The sequence below is a fragment of the Paraferrimonas sp. SM1919 genome, assembly GCF_010993985.1.
Lineage (GTDB): Bacteria > Pseudomonadota > Gammaproteobacteria > Enterobacterales > Shewanellaceae > SM1919.
Genome location: NZ_WINH01000008.1, coordinates 21033 through 37614 on the forward strand (window position 1 = coordinate 21033; position 16582 = coordinate 37614).

At 41.0% G+C, this 16582-nt stretch carries 15 protein-coding genes; 7 read left to right on the plus strand and 8 right to left on the minus strand.

What is annotated here, in order from left to right; genetic code table 11:
* Nucleotides 1-34 precede the first annotated feature (34 nt).
* Nucleotides 35-526: a peptidylprolyl isomerase gene (locus tag GFB48_RS06385; RefSeq protein WP_163932820.1), complete on the plus strand. Its 492-nt coding sequence runs from the start codon at nt 35-37 to the stop codon at nt 524-526.
* On the opposite strand, the gene GFB48_RS06390 is transcribed toward GFB48_RS06385, so the two are convergent.
* Both GFB48_RS06390 and GFB48_RS06395 read right to left on the minus strand, forming a co-directional pair.
* Nucleotides 523-1368, minus strand: a complete 846-nt coding sequence (locus tag GFB48_RS06390; protein ID WP_163932823.1) for a sterol desaturase family protein — start codon at nt 1366-1368, stop codon at nt 523-525. The two genes, GFB48_RS06385 and GFB48_RS06390, sit on opposite strands and share 4 nt — an antisense overlap.
* 191 nt (nt 1369-1559) lie before the next feature.
* Entirely contained in the window at nt 1560-2537 is a 978-nt protein-coding gene (locus GFB48_RS06395; protein WP_163932826.1) for a DUF2804 domain-containing protein, read from the minus strand.
* Nucleotides 2538-3175: 638 nt separating this feature from the next.
* Between GFB48_RS06395 and GFB48_RS06400 the strand changes: the two genes are divergently transcribed.
* Nucleotides 3176-3820, plus strand: a complete 645-nt coding sequence (locus tag GFB48_RS06400) for a LuxR C-terminal-related transcriptional regulator (protein ID WP_163932829.1) — start codon at nt 3176-3178, stop codon at nt 3818-3820.
* Between the two features lie 40 nt (nt 3821-3860).
* On the opposite strand, the gene GFB48_RS06405 is transcribed toward GFB48_RS06400, so the two are convergent.
* The 3 genes from GFB48_RS06405 to GFB48_RS06415 form a co-directional block, all read right to left on the minus strand.
* A complete protein-coding gene (locus tag GFB48_RS06405) occupies nt 3861-4757 on the minus strand; it encodes a hypothetical protein (protein ID WP_163932832.1) in 897 nt (298 codons plus the stop codon).
* A 134-nt stretch (nt 4758-4891) separates the two neighbouring features.
* Nucleotides 4892-5347 carry a response regulator transcription factor gene (locus tag GFB48_RS06410; RefSeq protein WP_163932835.1) on the minus strand — a complete coding sequence of 152 codons (456 nt, stop codon included), beginning with the start codon at nt 5345-5347 and terminating at the stop codon, nt 4892-4894.
* A 130-nt stretch (nt 5348-5477) separates the two neighbouring features.
* Nucleotides 5478-6242 carry a hypothetical protein gene (locus GFB48_RS06415; RefSeq protein WP_163932838.1) on the minus strand — a complete coding sequence of 255 codons (765 nt, stop codon included), beginning with the start codon at nt 6240-6242 and terminating at the stop codon, nt 5478-5480.
* A gap of 308 nt (nt 6243-6550) precedes the next feature.
* Here GFB48_RS06415 and GFB48_RS06420 point away from each other — a divergent pair, with 308 nt between their 5' ends.
* The 4 genes from GFB48_RS06420 to GFB48_RS06435 all read left to right on the plus strand — a co-directional run bounded on the left by GFB48_RS06420 (nt 6551) and on the right by GFB48_RS06435 (nt 8803).
* Nucleotides 6551-7147, plus strand: coding sequence for a response regulator transcription factor (locus tag GFB48_RS06420; RefSeq protein ID WP_368669045.1), 597 nt, complete (start codon nt 6551-6553; stop codon nt 7145-7147).
* Nucleotides 7144-7551: a CsgE family curli-type amyloid fiber assembly protein gene (locus GFB48_RS06425; RefSeq protein WP_163932841.1), complete on the plus strand. Its 408-nt coding sequence runs from the start codon at nt 7144-7146 to the stop codon at nt 7549-7551. Before GFB48_RS06420 ends, GFB48_RS06425 begins: the two co-directional genes overlap by 4 nt.
* An 11-nt stretch (nt 7552-7562) precedes the next feature.
* Nucleotides 7563-7958: a curli assembly protein CsgF gene (locus GFB48_RS06430; protein WP_163932844.1), complete on the plus strand. Its 396-nt coding sequence runs from the start codon at nt 7563-7565 to the stop codon at nt 7956-7958.
* 68 nt (nt 7959-8026) lie between these two features.
* Nucleotides 8027-8803 carry a CsgG/HfaB family protein gene (locus GFB48_RS06435; RefSeq protein ID WP_368669046.1) on the plus strand — a complete coding sequence of 259 codons (777 nt, stop codon included), beginning with the start codon at nt 8027-8029 and terminating at the stop codon, nt 8801-8803.
* A 65-nt stretch (nt 8804-8868) separates the two neighbouring features.
* Here the strand turns inward: GFB48_RS06435 and GFB48_RS06440 are convergent, their stop codons facing one another.
* Genes GFB48_RS06440 through GFB48_RS06450 form a run of 3 tightly spaced genes read right to left on the minus strand, consistent with a single transcriptional unit; the run spans nt 8869 to nt 14936 of the window.
* Nucleotides 8869-11955, minus strand: coding sequence for a hypothetical protein (locus GFB48_RS06440; RefSeq protein WP_163932847.1), 3087 nt, complete (start codon nt 11953-11955; stop codon nt 8869-8871).
* Nucleotides 11956-11980: 25 nt separating this feature from the next.
* Nucleotides 11981-13285, minus strand: a complete 1305-nt coding sequence (locus tag GFB48_RS06445; RefSeq protein ID WP_163932849.1) for an HlyD family type I secretion periplasmic adaptor subunit — start codon at nt 13283-13285, stop codon at nt 11981-11983.
* A 1-nt stretch (nt 13286) separates the two neighbouring features.
* The gene (locus tag GFB48_RS06450; protein ID WP_163932852.1) at nt 13287-14936 is read right to left on the minus strand and encodes an ATP-binding cassette domain-containing protein; all 1650 of its coding nucleotides are present in this window, start codon (nt 14934-14936) and stop codon (nt 13287-13289) included.
* Nucleotides 14937-15122: 186 nt separating this feature from the next.
* Here GFB48_RS06450 and GFB48_RS06455 point away from each other — a divergent pair, with 186 nt between their 5' ends.
* Nucleotides 15123-16475 (plus strand): glycoside hydrolase family 2 TIM barrel-domain containing protein, encoded by a 1353-nt coding sequence (locus GFB48_RS06455; protein WP_163932855.1) that lies wholly within the window; start codon nt 15123-15125, stop codon nt 16473-16475.
* Nucleotides 16476-16582 lie beyond the last annotated feature (107 nt).

Below are 16582 nucleotides of genomic sequence, written 5' to 3' on the forward strand. Positions count from 1 at the left end.
AGGGCTACTTTCATAAACGTAAATCGAGAACCTTATGATCACTTTAAGCACCAATTTAGGCGATATTGTTATTGAACTAGATATGGAAAACACCCCTGTTACCGCGAAAAACTTTTTACGCTACTGTAATGAAGGTTTTTATGAGGGCACGATTTTCCATCGCACCATTAAGGGCTTTATGGTGCAAGGTGGTGGGTTGGATGTGCTTTTAAAAGAAAAGCCAGAGCACGATCCTATTGCCAATGAGGCCAACCGTGGTGGCAGCAACCAAATAGGCACCATTGCCATGGCCAGAACCGACGCGCCGCATTCTGCTAGCTCTCAGTTCTTTATTAATACCGCGGATAATAAATTTTTAGATCACACCGCCACTACTAATGCCGGTTGGGGCTACTGTGTGTTTGGCAAAGTGGTTGCAGGCATGGACGTCGTCACCGAAATTGAAAAGTCCCCTACGGGTTCTCGCGAGGGGCATGACGATGTGCCTGTGGTACCTGTTGTGATTGAAAAAGTGACTGTCGCTTAATCGCGCTTTTTAGGGCGGCCAAATAGCACAGCGAGCTTGTTGTTGCTATTTGCCGCTTCCTTAAGCATTTGCTGCCATTCATAAATGGTCACTTTTACTGGATTAAAGCTGTTAATAGGTTTAGGGATACCGTAGCGTACGGTTTCCTTTTCCGGTTCAAAACTGCCAAATAACTTATCCCAGATTATTAATACTCCGGCATAATTTTTATCTATGTACTGAGGGTTGACCCCGTGATGCACCCTATGGTGCGATGGCGTATTAAAGATTAGTTCTAGTGGCCCTAATGTTTTGATGATTTGAGTATGCACAAAAAACTGTAACGCTAGGTTAATCAGCACGACTAAAATCACCCACTGGGGTGGAAAACCAAGAATGGTTAGCGGCAACCAAAACAACCACATACCAGCAATCGGGTACATAAAACTTTGCCTTAGGGCCGTGGAAAAGTTCATATTCTCTGAGCTGTGGTGAGCCACATGGGCGGCCCACATCCAGCGAATGTTATGACTGGCACGGTGGAACCAGTAATACAAAAAGTCTTGCAGGAGCATGAGTACTAAAAAGCTGCCAATAGTCATTTCAATATCAAATAAGCGCCAATCAAATAGCCATTGATATACGCTAATAATAAGTAAGCCAAATAGCACATCACTTACCTGATGCATCAAGCCTAAGGTGGCATTGCAAATCACTTCCACTAAGCGATACTTGCCATTAGCGGGGAGCTTGCCACGTCGTTCAAAAAACAGATACTCAAATAGCATAAATAACCCAAATAGCGGCGCCATTATCGTTAATAATAAATCTGGCTGTTGTAATAATAGTTCTAATAATTCCATTTATTTTTCCTTACAGATAGCACGGCCGCTGGCCTACTGCACGCTGCGCTACTGGACATCACTACGTGACTACAGCACAGCCTTCGGCTTACAGCTAAAGAAGCAGTAGGAAACGAAGTTTACGGCCAGTAGCCACTTTGTGGCGTCCTGTCAGCAGTAGGCTTTAGCCGTGCTAAAAAAGATTTCGTCGTTTACCACTTCGCATAATGATCTTCGGTTAATCCAAGGGCTTGCTCAATTTGGTAGCTATTGCCGTCGTTATCGGTCACTGTGCCGCTAAAATGCCCCATAAACTGTCTAAAATTACTTTTTAAAACAATTAGGTTTAATTTATCTTTACGATGATTACTGGGGGTAAAGGTTAAATCTATCTGCTTATTTGCTGTGGTGATACGCCAACACTTAGTCGTATCATGTCTATCAAACTCGAACTGCACCCCTGCTAATAAATGTTTATTACCGTTTATCCAAAGGGCATTCTCGGTATAGCCGGTCTCATTTACTCCGGCAGCCAAGTTAAAGCCAATGGCTGCTTGTTTGGTTTTTATATTTAAACTGGCCCAGCGCCAACTGGTTTCCCTTCGCATAAAGCCGCTAGAAAAGTCGGTGCTGGCTAGGGCATGTTCAAGGGACTGTGGCTGCCCATTAATACTGAGCTGTCCTACTGGTTTTAATAAATGCTGCTTTTGGGTGTAAGTCCAACCGTTATAACCGGTTGGGCTGCATAGCACCATAGGAATGTTAGTGTTATCTGCTATTAATTCAATTTGGGCCTGAATGTGCTTTAAGTTCAGTTTAATGGTCCATTTGCCATGACTAATATCGATTTGAATACCAGCAATAGCGTTAGTGCTGTTGCTTGGGCTGGTTTGGCGCTTGCCAAAGGGCTTAATGAATTCCTGCTCCAATAACTCGTTAGTTTGACTGTCGTAGAAGTAGCAAAAGCCTTTACTAAGAAAGCCAATATTAGCAATGGCAACACCAAGAATGCCTGAATCTAATTTTATGCAAACAAACTGAAACTGTTTGAATGCTATTTGCTTTTTGAGTGATCCACAGGGCTTATCCATAGTATTAAATAGCTGAGCTTCGGATAAATTTATCTCGCTGACAAAATCATCAAAGTGGCCAAATTTAGGGAGGCCATGGCGCTGGATTAAATGTGGCATTATCGTTCGACTAAAGAATGTTTTTATATATCAAACTTACCCCAATTTAACTGGTAATACCAGATGCTTTGGTTTATAGACTTTGTTATCCTGGCATATGAAATCGTTTGTAGTTACCGTTTTATATTCCTAGGGTTACTGTAGTTTTTGCGAATGATATTTTGACAGAAGTTGGCTTGAGTGAGTTTGCATAGGCAAGCGAGACCTCAACCTTTACATTTTGACTGAGCTGAACTTGATTACCCCTGGGCTTCAAATACTGACTAAAGTAGCAATGTTATCAATTGAGCCGAAATGCTTATGACGGAATATAAACGGTGGTTAGTAAATTATGCTTTTATGCATCCAATCAGTCAGAATGGAAACATAATCAATAAAAATTTCGGATTTTAGAAAATCAAACAAAATGTAACAAAATGTAAGTACTCACTCGTTTTGAGTTATCTGTTATTACTGGTTTGGGTGATTATTGGTTGCAAAAATTTAGAATCTTCATTCTAAAGTATGATCCAATTTGATAAAAGCTAAATTATAAATGGAAAGGACCTTTACTTGAACGAATAAAATAAATAAATTTAGTGTATCTTCATGATTAAGAGACATAAATTAATGATATGCCCTAGGGGAGGAAAGTAGGTATGAAGCTATATATAGTCAGTACTGATGATGATTTTTCTGGGGGATTGAAAGCGCAGCTACAGCTGGCCTTTAGAAATTACAATATAAAAATATTTTCTAGTGTAGGGGTGACCTTTAAATGGGAGTTGAGAGAGGGGGACCTTTTGATTTACGACTCTACAGTTTATAAAGACCATCCAGGCGATCTTCTCAGATCATTGCCCTGCCACAACCTAAAGGTTACAGAAAAGGTGGATTTTTTTGAAGAGTTACGCAGCTTATCAGCAGGTTTTGTTGGGGTGGTAGAAAAGGGGATTGCACTTGATTTATATCCCAAAGTAATTCGTTGTTTAAACAAAAAAGAATATTGGTTCTCGCGTCAACTGATTTCACATGTACTAAGCCAATTCCAAAATAACACAGCACCAAATGACGTAACCATGGAAGCACTTTTGCAGCAATTTGAGCTTACCCCAAGGGAGTTGCAGTTAGTTAAGCAGATGTATTTAGGAAAGAACAACTCTGCTATAGCTAACGATCTTCATATTAGTGTGCATACAGTTAAAAGTCATGTTTCAAACATTTTAGCTAAATTAGAACTGAACTCGAGAAATGAACTACAAGCAACTCTGAACTCAAAATTACAGACCTATACTATTAAGTAATCTAAAAGCTACTATAGAGTAGCTTTTAGATTATCTATGATTAATTTTGCACAATAGTTGTGTTATTAAATACACCGCTAACTGTGACATTAGCCACGGCATTAAGGCCAGCTTGATTCACACTTATAATGTTATCAGCTCCTGACATATTAATTGCTGCAGTATTTAAATATCCAGATTGTTCAAGGCTGACTAGGTTATGTGTGCCGCCCAGGTCAACGTCAGCACTGTGCATACCATCGCCGGCCTGTAAGACCACGACTCGTGAATCATCAGAGGTATCGTCCATAAAAATGTCTGCAAGGTTGTCATTAGAGTCTTGTTGAACGTAGGCATTAAGATTCCAGACCCAGTACTGTGTATCCGTATTGTATTGATCGCCACCGTTACCAGCGGTGGTAACATTAATAGTGTTGCCAGAAACCATGCCAGTTTGTCGAGTTGCAACTTCATTACCAGTACTGCTTGCTAGAGCTGTATGGGTTGCTGAGTTGTTCATACCTTGCTGTTTTAATGAGTTCCAATCGCCGGTACCTTCTTGGATGATTTGAGCATAGTTATCGCCATGACCGGGGTTAGAAGTTTGCTCAATGTTGGCAGAGTTAATGTTGGTTTGGGTAACATTAGCGACATGGCCTGAACCAGTTACTTGGCGAATATATATATTGCCGCCATTAGTTTGATCGACAGTTGCTAAAGAGTTAGTTAAGTTGCCATGCTGCAATATCGTTGTCTTTCCGTAACCTGATTGAGTGACGACAGCTTCAGTTAATGTGGTTTGACTTTCTTGAGTAACGGTTGCAGTAGCAGAACCTGCAGCTTGGGTGATGGTTATATCGTTATCAGTCCCTGATTGATTTACATTAGTCGTATTAGCAATAACAGAACTTGATATGGTTAAAGCGATAACCGATAGGCTAGTGGTAAGGTATTTCATAAATATTCCTTATTTGAATGTATTGTAGGTAATTGCTGCCGCATAATAAGCATTATTAAACTTACCTGCTTAAATGATTTTTTCTATACTTTAAATCATAATTTAATACTTGAGTTTTACTTTTTAGCTTTAAATCATTCTGTTGTTTTATTTTTTCTATACCACAATGATGCTTGGTTACGGTTTTTTACTTTTATTTTTTTGTAACATTTGTACAGGTGACTTTTAACGGTTGATTCTGTGATCCCTTTTTTCATTGCTATTTCCTTATTGGTTGACCCAAGGCTTATAAGTTTAAGTGTTTCAATTTCGCATTGAGTCAAATTTTTCAGGTCGCTGTTTTTGTTTGGTTGTATGACTTTTTCGGCAAGGATAGTTAAAATCGCTGTTTCACTTTCATTTTGTTTTAAAATAACTTTTCTTCCTAATGTATTTTCAAGTCCCTTTGTTGAGTCTGCATTGATTATGACAGAAAGACAGTTTGGCTTTAATCGGTTAATCAATTCGTTGGATAAATGTATATCCGCTCTTGAAATGGTTTGGGCATCTATAATGATGGCTGAAGCCGTTTCTAAATCATCAAAAGGCAATGTGTATAGACTATTAAAACCTACCGAGGTTTTGTTTAATAGAGTTTTGATGCTGTTATGTATCAGTTGTAGCAGGATCTTGGATTGACTGAAGACTAATATCGAGCAGGTGTTATTGAACATTGAGACGTTAACATCCATTACAGAGGCTGATGCTGTTAAATCTAATCACAACTGCTTGCATCGATTCACCAGTTTGATGAACAAATACCGGTGACAGTGGTATGTCTCCAATTTGATATATTGTGGCATTATGGAGATTCCCTTCTTGGGTGATTTGAGCTTCATGTGAAGCTAAGCCTATTTGCGTAATTGAAGCAGTGTTATTGGAGCCAATTTGGAGGATGCTGGCTTCATGAAAGTTACCATTCTGGTAGGTTATCGCCGTGTTGCCGTCACCAACTTGTGAAATGTATACACTTAAATCATTGCCAACCTGTTCAATGTTGGCAACATTATCATTGCCTTGTTGATATACATTTGCTTGGATGTTTCTACCTATTTGTTCTGCAGAAATAAAGCTATTAATCGTTTTATGTTGAGCTATTTTAGTAAATAAGTTCGAACCACTTTGGCTAACTGAGATATAATTATCGCTAGTACTTTGGTTTGATGTTAAAAAAAGGACATCATTCGTTTGTTGTAGCTGTTTGTGATTAATTACTTGTTCTTGGATAATTGATACAGAACCATCCCAATTATGTTGACTAATTGGACTGAAATTGTCGCCATAATCATCAATGCCGTAGCCATAATAATTGAAGCCAGGAATAATCCTAACTTGCTCTATTTTATTTGTGATGATATCTGCTTCAGGCTGAACAGTATTTGCGGTCAATGTGTTAGATTGCAGCAAGATGATGGCTGAATAGATTTTGATTACTGTTACTTTCACTCGGTTCTCGATGTCTTTATTTTTTCTGGTTTCGTTTTTGGACTTGAATATATTTATATTGTATTTATAAGTTAAGTGCGTCATTCAAAAGTATATAATTTGTAAAATGATTAAAAAGTATGAGGTGGTAGCGAGTTTTTCATTCTTTTTGTTGAGTAATGGCACTAAAGTATGTTTTTATTTTTAGAATATTCAATATTAAGTATGAAGTTAAATTTGTTTTATGTAATAAATTTAATGGTGCAAATTAATTCTCAAGGATGTGGGGTTTTCATCCGTGAAAATTTTGAAAATTTAAAGGGATGTGAGTGATGACACCAGTATTAATTTTTTGTAAGACAAAAGTATTATATGATTCATTGAGAGGTTTTTTAATGGGGTGCTTATCAATTGATTTGGAATTGATTGATGACCAAAGTTTATTGGCAGTAAGGCTTTTTTCTCAGAAGCACATTATTTTGCTTGATATGAATGCCATTGACGCTAGCACTATAGAGCTCCTCGTAAAAGTTAAGGAGGTGTTGGATTTTTCACCTAAATTAATATTTATTAATGTTGCTAGAAATGAGCTACGTCATAAAACCTTTGCTGACGCAGAAACTCTTTATCTTGACCAAACACTCGCTGACATGACAAAGATTTTGAAACGTTCTCTTTGTTATGAAATCGATAACAATATGGATATAGAGTTAACTCAAGAAAAACTCACAAAAAGAGAAAAGCAAGTGCTCGACTCGTTAATCAAGGGGAGCTCGAATTTAGAAATATCTGAGTCACTGTTTGTTAGCGAAAGTACGGTTAAAACACATCTATATAGGATTTTCAAAAAAATAGGTGTCTCTACTCGCTCTCAAGCAATTGTTTGGGCCCAAGGTCACTTATATAACCAAGAGCAAAGTGCATGAAATCATTGAAAATCTTAATGATGGTCATGCTTTTATGTGGCGCAGAAAAAGTTAATGCCCACCCAGAAGATCAGCTAATTTCTCAATTAATTATTAATCAAACGATGACACGTTTAGGTCAGTCGTTTTACAGAAAATTTAGCTTGGAGTTTCAAGCATTAGGTTCAATAAAGCATCAAGGTATAAGTGTACGAGAGCGCCCTACCGCAAGTAGTGGAAGCTTTATTGAGATACTCAACAACAGAAAAATCATTTTTCGAACTCAAGTTTCACCCGCAAGTAAAAATATTGACCATAAAGCAAAACAAGTTGCTGGGGCTGTTTTTGACTTTTTGCAAAGCCAAAATAAACAATCGCAATGGCAGCATCTATTGGAGCCTGATTTGGGTCGTGATGAAATTTAACAAGGATAGACATGAAAAAGATCACTATTTTAGTCTTACTATTTTGCAACTTTAGTAGTGTTGCTACTCAGTTAATTTATACACCAGTAAACCCCGCTTTTGGTGGCAATTATCTTAATGGTAGTTATTTGCTGTCTAATGCCTCTGCTCAAAATAATCATAATTCGGGCAGTAGTTATGAACCACCTAGCGCGCTTGAAAGGATGTCTACTTCGTTAGAATCAAGATTAATGAGTCAATTGTTCAATGATGCAATTAATGGCCAGGAAGGTTATTTAAAGACCCAAGATTTTGAAATTAATGTCGTAAATCATGATGGTATGCTTGTGGTGCACATTACAGACTTAACCACTGGGGAAACGACAGTATTGGAAGTGGGGCAACATCCAACGGATGGAGGTAGTTAATGATTATGCGATTAATAATGAGCTGTTGCTTGATAGGAGTGACAGCTTGCTCATCAAATGATATTCCGATGGAAATATCCTCACTAATGCCTAAGGGTGAAGCGCATAAGCAATTAATCTCATTACCGAGTCCCCAAGGTGCAATTTTGGCTGCGGTGTATGACTTTCGGGATCAGACTGGCCAGTATAAAGGGCTGCCATCAAGTAACTTTTCAACGGCGGTACCACAAAGTGGCGCTTCAATGTTATCGCAAGCCTTAGTTGATTCTGCTTGGTTCACCCCTGTGGAAAGGGAAGGGTTGCAGAATCTGCTTACAGAAAGGAAAATAATTCGAGCAGGCCTACAGGGAAAAGGGGCTAAGCTTTCTGAATTAAGCCCTGCTCAAATCCTCTTTGAAGGCGGTATCATTGCCTATGATACTAATACTATTACCGGTGGTCTTGGCGCGAGATATCTCGGTATTGGTGCAAACAGTCAATTTAGAAAAGACAGTGTTACCGTAAATTTGCGTGCAGTGGACATTCGTACGGGTAGGGTACTTAGCAGTGTAACAACAACAAAGTCCATTCTTTCTAAAGAGATCAGTGCCGGGGTATTTAAATTTATTGCGGCTAAAGAATTACTTGAATCTGAAATGGGCTATACCACCAATGAACCGGTTAGCATATGTGTAGATAGTGCAATTAATGCGGCGCTTACTCACCTTATTTCTGATGGTGTCTGGAAAGGGGCTTGGAGTTTAAAAGATGAACAGGAAGGTCTTAATAATCCAGTTTTATTAAGCTATTGGGTTGAGTCTTTTGGCAAAGAAGCGGTCCAAAAAAGATTAGGTATAAAATTATAAGAATTACTTATAGTGATAACAAACCCGGAATAACGAATATTCCGGGTTTTATTATACTCACCGATTTATACTGGGCTTACGTCATCGAACGTTTGCACAGCAAAGCCGATAGCATCGTCATCCCCTATCTTAATTAGATCGATATTCTTGACAATATCGTACGAGTCAGCAACACCATCACCATCCGTGTCTTTATGGATAATATACTCCTGCTTATAAGCGGCTCCATGAACGGCGATTTCTAGCACTGTTCCCGTATCATAAATGAGCGTATCAGTGCCATTGCCACCATCGATGAAGTCATTACCTTTGCCGCCAATGAAGGTATCATCACCGGTAGATAGGTGGATACTGTCATCGAAGTCTGTGCCAGTCACCGTATCGGCACTGCTGCCAGTATTACGATCATGGTACTCCATACCAAAGCCTAAGCCACTAAAGTCAATGATATCATCGCCCCGAGTGCCGTAGAGGATTTCGACATTTTCTACGGTATCTGTTGCTACGGTAGAACCACCATTGTTGATACCTTTAACGGTAAAGGTATTGGCATCAACGACTTCCACTTGAAGATGATCAGCATTGCTATAAGTCTCATTGTATTTGAGGGTATCAATACCATTACCACCATAAATTTCATCGCTTTCCATAGCGATAGCGAGATGCGCTGGTGCCTGGGCATCGGCAAAAATCATATCGTCACCCGCACCCGCAATCATGATGTCACTGCCGGCGCCGCCATCTAAAATGTCATTACCACCTTGGTAAGTGAAGTGATAGCCATTATCGCCCATTAATACATCATTACCAGTGCCACCGGTTAAAGTATCATGGCCATGCATACCAATTAATAACGTATCAACGCCATCTGCAGCAAACATATTGTCACCGGCATTATGGCCGCGCTTCATCACATACTCACCTTCATTGAAAGAGACCCTTTCTATGTTGTTGAGCATATCTTGGCCATCACGGCCTGACACGGTATCGGTTACTCTAATACCTGAGTAGGTTTGGAAGTTATAATCTAATATCGAGCCGCTAAATATGGCGACATCATCGCCGCTGCCACCATCAAGGGCGTCATTACCTTTACCCGCATAAAGGATATCGTTATCGGCGCCGCCATCTAGCGTGTCATCACCCTCACCACCTTTTAGGATATCATTACCTGCACCCCCTTGCAGGGTATCACTACCCTGGTAACGACCGCCATTTAGGGTGTCATCGCCTTCACCACCAATCAGGGTATCGTCATGGTTACCACCGGTGATAGTGTCATTACCTTCACCGCCGTCTAGGGTGTTACTGCCCCCAGCAGATTTAATGACATCATCACCATTGCCACCATCAACAATGTCATCTCCCCACATCACATCAATAAAGTCGTTGTGAGCAGTGCCGGTAATATTATCATTACCTGCACCTGTCCATTTGTCATGGTAACTAATGCCATAACTGAGCCCTGTGAAATCAGCAACATCGTCACCCCTAGTGCCGTATATAATTTCAACATTTTTAACGGTATCGGTGGCACTCACTTGGCCATTTTGTACGCCTTCTACTTTAAAGGTGCTGCCATTAACCGCATAAATATTAAGTGCATCCACATTTTTATAGGTGTCGTTGTACCAAAGCTCGTCAATGCCGTCGCCACCGTCAATGCTGTCACTTTCCATATACACCGGCAGATGGGCAGGGGCGTATTGGTCGCCTTTAATTTTATCGTTACCACTGCCCGCTAAAATGGTGTCAGAGCCTGAACCACCTTCTAAAACGTCGTTACCGCCGCCGCCCCTTAAGGTATCATTACCCGCCCCACCCATTAGGGTGTCATCCACTTCTTCAGAGCCATTACCGTAGTAATTGCCGCCAACGATATAATCATCACCATCACCACCATCTAGGTAATCGCTATGATTACCACCGTTGATGGTATCGTTACCTTCTTCACCATAAATTTCATTATTGCCTGTGGTGACTCTTAAGGTATCGTCGCCTTTGCCACCGTAAATAATGTCATTACCGTGCAATAGGTTGATGTTGTCGTTAAAGTCACTACCAATGGCGAAGTCATCACTGGCTTGCTCGGAATTATCAGTAATGGTGATACCTAGGCCGTTCCCCATGTCTCCTAAGTTACTGAAATCATATTGATCATCGCCTCGAGTTCCGACAATTTTTTCAACACTTATTAAGGTATCGCTGTAGTCAGCGATATCAGTATCACTGTGGCTTCTTGAGCTAAGCACTTGTTCTACAACAATGTTACCGTCACCATCAACGCTGGCATGTATATGCCCAGGCTGATACCAATAATTTGCCGTATCGAAGCCTTCACCACCATCTAAAATGTCATTCCCTAAGGACTTGTCACCATAGCCCTTAAAGTGATCATCGCCGCCACGTCCTTCAATATGGTCATCGCCGTCACTGCCGGTGATCTCATCTGCGGCGCTGGTACCAATGATCTTACCTGTCATTAGCATTTCCATTATGCTGGCGTTTTGGGTTGCGGCATCATCAGGGCCTTGGAGGATGCGATTAATATGAACATTATCGGCCAGCCCTTGTAAGGTAATGGTGGTGCCCCTATTCCCTTCATCAGCGAAAAAAGTCACCACCAAATCACTGCCATTAGTACTAAGGGTTAATTCTTCATTCAGGGCTTTATCGACAAAGGCTTGGGCTTTTTCTAGACCAGAGCCTCCAGAAAATAAGTCATTCTGTTCAAAAAAGCGGTAATCAAGTTTATCGACTTTTGCGTCTAACTTATCATCAACCCTTTGTTCATGATTGTCGTTTTTGGTGAGATCATTTTCTAAAATAAAATGCTTTCGATCTAAAAAGAAAGACAGGGTATCGCTGCCTAGTTCAAAATCTGTAATGGTGTTGTTGCCACCATAGGTGATACGCATGGCAAAATTATCATCACCCTCTCCACCGGTTAGAGTGTCATTACCCACCCCCCCAAATAGAGTGTCATCACCTTGCCCCCCTATTAGGGTATCATCACCTTGGTTACCCTCTAGAATGTCATTACCGCTACCACCAATAATCGTGTCATCCCCTTTTTGCCCCATAATATGGTCGTCACTGCTCGAGGAGGACGCGTCATGGTAGTTGTCTCCAGTGCCTAAATGGTCTGTCATAATATTCTCCTTGAATAGAGTTGAGTCAACTTTCCCTTAGGCCGCGTTCCAAACTGCTACTAAGTGGCGAAATAAGGTAATCGAGTAAACTTCTTGGTTTTAAAATGATTTGGGTTTGCACTGGCATGCCAGGTTTTAAAGCTACTTCAGCTAAGTTAGCGTTATTCGGTGCGAGGATAATTTTGCCTTGGTAGAAGTGACGGCCGCTGCTTTGATCTAAGATGCTGTCCGCTGAGATATGAATTAACTCACCATCAATGGCCTGCGCCTCGCGAAAGCTATAGGACAACAATCGCACCTTGGCAATTAAGCCCGCATGAACCGATTCGATATCTTTTGGGTTAATCATGACCTGGGCAATAATGCGAGAGTCTTCAGGAACGACTTCGGCAATCGTGTCCCCCGCACCGATCACGCCACCTTGGGTGTGATGTTGTAAATTTAAAATATTGCCTTTGGTTGGGGAGCGAATAATAATTCGTTCATTTAGGGCCTTTATTGTGATTAATTGTTCATTAACGGCACTCAGTTCTTTGCTTAATTCCTGTTTTTGTTCCGCAGTTTGTTGATTGAATTGTGAGATATGAGAGTTAATTTTTGCTTGGAGCTCATTATTTTTATTTTGGCTTTTTTGAATTTTTTGTTGTTGCTCTGAGATTTGCGCTACCAGATTTGTTCTTTGTCGCTTTAACTGAAGATAACTGAGTTTTGACACATAGCCTTTTTCGAGTAATTCTTCATTGGCTAGGATTTCTTCATCCAAAATCACTAAGGCTTGCTGGTAATTATCTAACCAAGATTGAGCGCTGTTTTTGTCGTTATTGATTTGCGCGATTTGTTGCTCAAACATGTGCAATGTTTGTTGATAGCCTGCGAGTTTTTGCTGCAGTAGTAATTGCTGTTCTTGGCAAAACAGTTTTTGTTCCGGTGATAAAGCGGAAAAATTGGGGCAGCTAAAATCCTTGCCCGAATTCTGAGCATCTAGTCTTTTTATTATGGTTTTTAATTGAAAGGTTCTGCTGCTGTATTGCAATAATTGTCCTTCAAGAATAGGGTCTGATAAGCTCAGTAAAGGCTCGCCTGCATCTACGTGCTGCCCCTCTTTAATCCAGATCTCCTTGATAACCCCACCACTGTGATGTTGAATAGCTTGGGTTTCAACTTCAGTAATTAGCCTGCCAGAGGCAATCGAAGCTGACGACAACGGCGCTAAGCTACTCCACAGTAATAGACCGATAAAACCAAATGCAAATACCATCCAGCCAATGGATAATAGTCTTTGACTATTGAGTGAGGTTGCTGTGTTTGCTAATGGAGTATTTGGGGCCATTTTATTTCACCACTTTATTGTTTCTATGGGCATTTAAGTCAAAAATTTGATTAGATTGTTGGGTGTGAATTTGACGCCCTTTGATCACCAGACACTGCTGTGAAAGTTGCAGCAATGATGGCCGTGAAGTCACCATGATGGTGGTGATCCCAGATTGGTTATTTTCTTTAATTAAGGAACCTAATTGTGTGAGACCTTGGTGATCAAGGCAGCAATCAGGCTCATCTAGGATCATAATTGATGGTCGGTTATACAGTGCCATCGCTAAGCCGATTTTCTTAACTTGGCCTTGGGATAAAGCCACCCCGACATCGCCAACGACGGTTTGATAGCCATGTTCAAGTGCTAAAATCATCTCGTGAGCGCCAGCAAGTTTGGCTGCATTAATGATTGCTACCGGGCTGAGTTCTTGTTCAAACCGAGCAATGTTTTGGGCAATGGTTCCGGAAAACAATCGGCAATGTTGTGGCACATAGCCGATGTGACCGCTTAATTGCTCCGTTCCCCAGCGATTAATGTTCAAGCCTTCTAGGTAGACATGGCCATCGTGGGCAGGGTGTAACCCTAGTAACGTTTTTAAAAGTAACGTTTTCCCGGAACCAGTTGGTCCAATAATTGCGGTACATGACCCTGCAGGTATTTGTGCTGAAGACTTCTTAATAACGAGCGGGGCATCTTGACCGGGTTTATTGATTTGCACCTCGTCGAGTTTGTAATTGCCCTTAGCTTGTTCTTTGATCGTCTCTGCTTCTTGGTCGCACTGTACCATTGCCTGCAGTCTTTTATAGGCTCGAAAAGCGACTTTCCATGAACCAAAGTTATTGATGGCCTGCTCGACAGGGGCAAGCACTCGGGCCATTAACATCGATGCCGCAATGAGTACTCCAGCGCTTATTTGATTTTGCAGGATAAGCTGTACCGCAATAAACAGCAGACCTAGTTGTAAAAATAATCTGCAAGCCTTGGTAACTGCTTGGCTACTGCGTTTACTGGCGCCGTTGAGGGCGGTGGCTTGCTGATTTAATTTGCTGTTACGTTCTGATTGCTTGGTAAGGTTAGCGCCCATTCCTAAAGCACTGACCAGCTCTGTTTTTGCTAACCAGTCATTGTCAATAATGGCAAGTGCATCATTGGTCTTTTGTACTTTAGCAGCTGAACGTTGTTGAAAGTAATTGCTCACCAGCATAATAGCGCTCAGCAAAAGCAAACCAAACAGGGTAAAAAAACCTAGGGTTGGGTGGAGAAGGAACAGCCCTAATAAAAAAATTGGCGCGTAGGGCGCATCAAAAAATGTTATTGCCCCGCTTGCCGCTATAGATTGCTTAACAATGTCAACATCTTTAAGTTGCGTTTGATTTATTGCGTTATGATGAAAACTGTTTTTGAATGCAATCGCTTTATATTGATTTTCTATGGCAATTGATTGTGTATGCAACAGCTGGTTTCTTACCCACTCAAGAATGGCTTGTATTAATAATAACCCAGCGGCAATGATAGTGAGCCAAATCAGAGTATCGATACTTTCTGACATGAGTACTCTGTCAAACGCTTGCAGGGTATAAAGGGGGATCACAAAATAAAACAGATTTATTGCTACCGAAAAAAACAATATGCTGATAATTTGAGATTTAAAACGGTTAAGGAATTCCATTTCTTGCCTGTGAACTGAGTGATTACTCAATTACTTTGGCATAAACAGTGAAAAAATTGTTGGCTGCAGGTTTTAATTCATACTTTGACAAGGGTTTTTAATACTTGGGTGTGAGTGATTCAAACTAAAGTCTGAAGTTAAGCATTGGCAAAATATTTTACTGTATGAGAATGAGGGAGAAGTCGAATGAAAATTAAATGGATTTTAGTAACACTGTTAAGCCTGTGGGTACTGGCTTGTTCTCAAATTGAGGTGAATCACCAATACTCTATTGTTCGATTAGATTCAGGCTACCAACTGCAAAAAGATGGCGAAGCTTACGATTTAAAGGGGGCAGGGCTAAGCTATGACCAAGGTTCTAACTTTGCTGCCCTTGCACAAGCAGGCGGCAATACTATTCGTACTTGGTCTACCCATAATGCCGATGCCTTATTAGAGCAAGCCAAGCAGCATAATTTAATGGTGTTGATGGGGATTGATGTACAAAAGCAACTGCATGGCTTTGATTACAATGATGAACAAGCGGTAGCGGCGCAGTTTGCCAGGGTAAAGCAGCAAGTGCTGGCTTACCAAAACCACCCGCAAATACTTGGCTGGATTGTCGCCAACGAGCCTAATTTATTGTTTGATGAGCAGGGCGGTTTGGCCGAGGTAAACCCGAAAGTGTATATGGCGATATCAGATATTATCGACTTTATTCATGAGCACGATCCTAATAAGTTAGTGACCTATAGCTTTGCCGGAGCGATAGAGAGCCATATTAAAACGGCACTTAAATATACCCCGCAGGTGGATTTTGTTTCGGTACAAGTTTATGGCGATTTGGCCAATATTGGCCCAACCATGGCGGCGATGGAATTAGGCAAACCCTTTATGGTGACAGAGTTTGGACCTTTAGGTCATTGGGAGATGCCTGCAACCAGCTGGGGGCGTGAAATTGAAGAGCCAAGCGGCATAAAAGCGCAAACATTAGCTAAGCGAATACAAACGGGTATTACAGACGATAGCAGCGGCAATAACATTGGTCATTTTGCTTTTTTATGGGGGCAAAAGCAGGAACGCACCCCTACTTGGTATGGCATGTTTAATGCCGATGGTCAGGCCAATGCCAGGGTGGATACCATGACTCACTATTGGACTGGGCAATACCCACAAAATAGGGCACCGCAAACCCTGAGTATTAAAATCAACAATCAAGCGGCCCAGGCTTCATTAAAAGTTCAGCCTGAACAGGCTTTAACGGTTGAGGTGTTAGTTAAAGAGCCCGATAACGATGGCTTAGATTTACTTTGGGAATTACTTGATGAAGTGGTTGAGAAAAGTGATGGTGGTGCCTTTGAACAGCGCCCCAATAATATGCCGTTAGCCCCAACTTCAATCAAGGTAGCAAGCATTAACCACCCACTGTGGGGGCAAGTTCAACAAATTAATATGCAATTTACCGCCCCAGCAACTGCAGGAGAATACCGCTTATTTAGCTACGCCAGCGACGGTAAAGGCAAAGTAGGCAACGCTAATTTTCCTTTTAAAGTTAATTAGCCCACAGCTAACTGGACGGGCTGCACCCTACAGCACGCAACTACGTTGCTACTGCTTGAAGTTACATTCGGTCGCAGTAAGCCGAAGGCTGTCCTGTAGTCACGTAG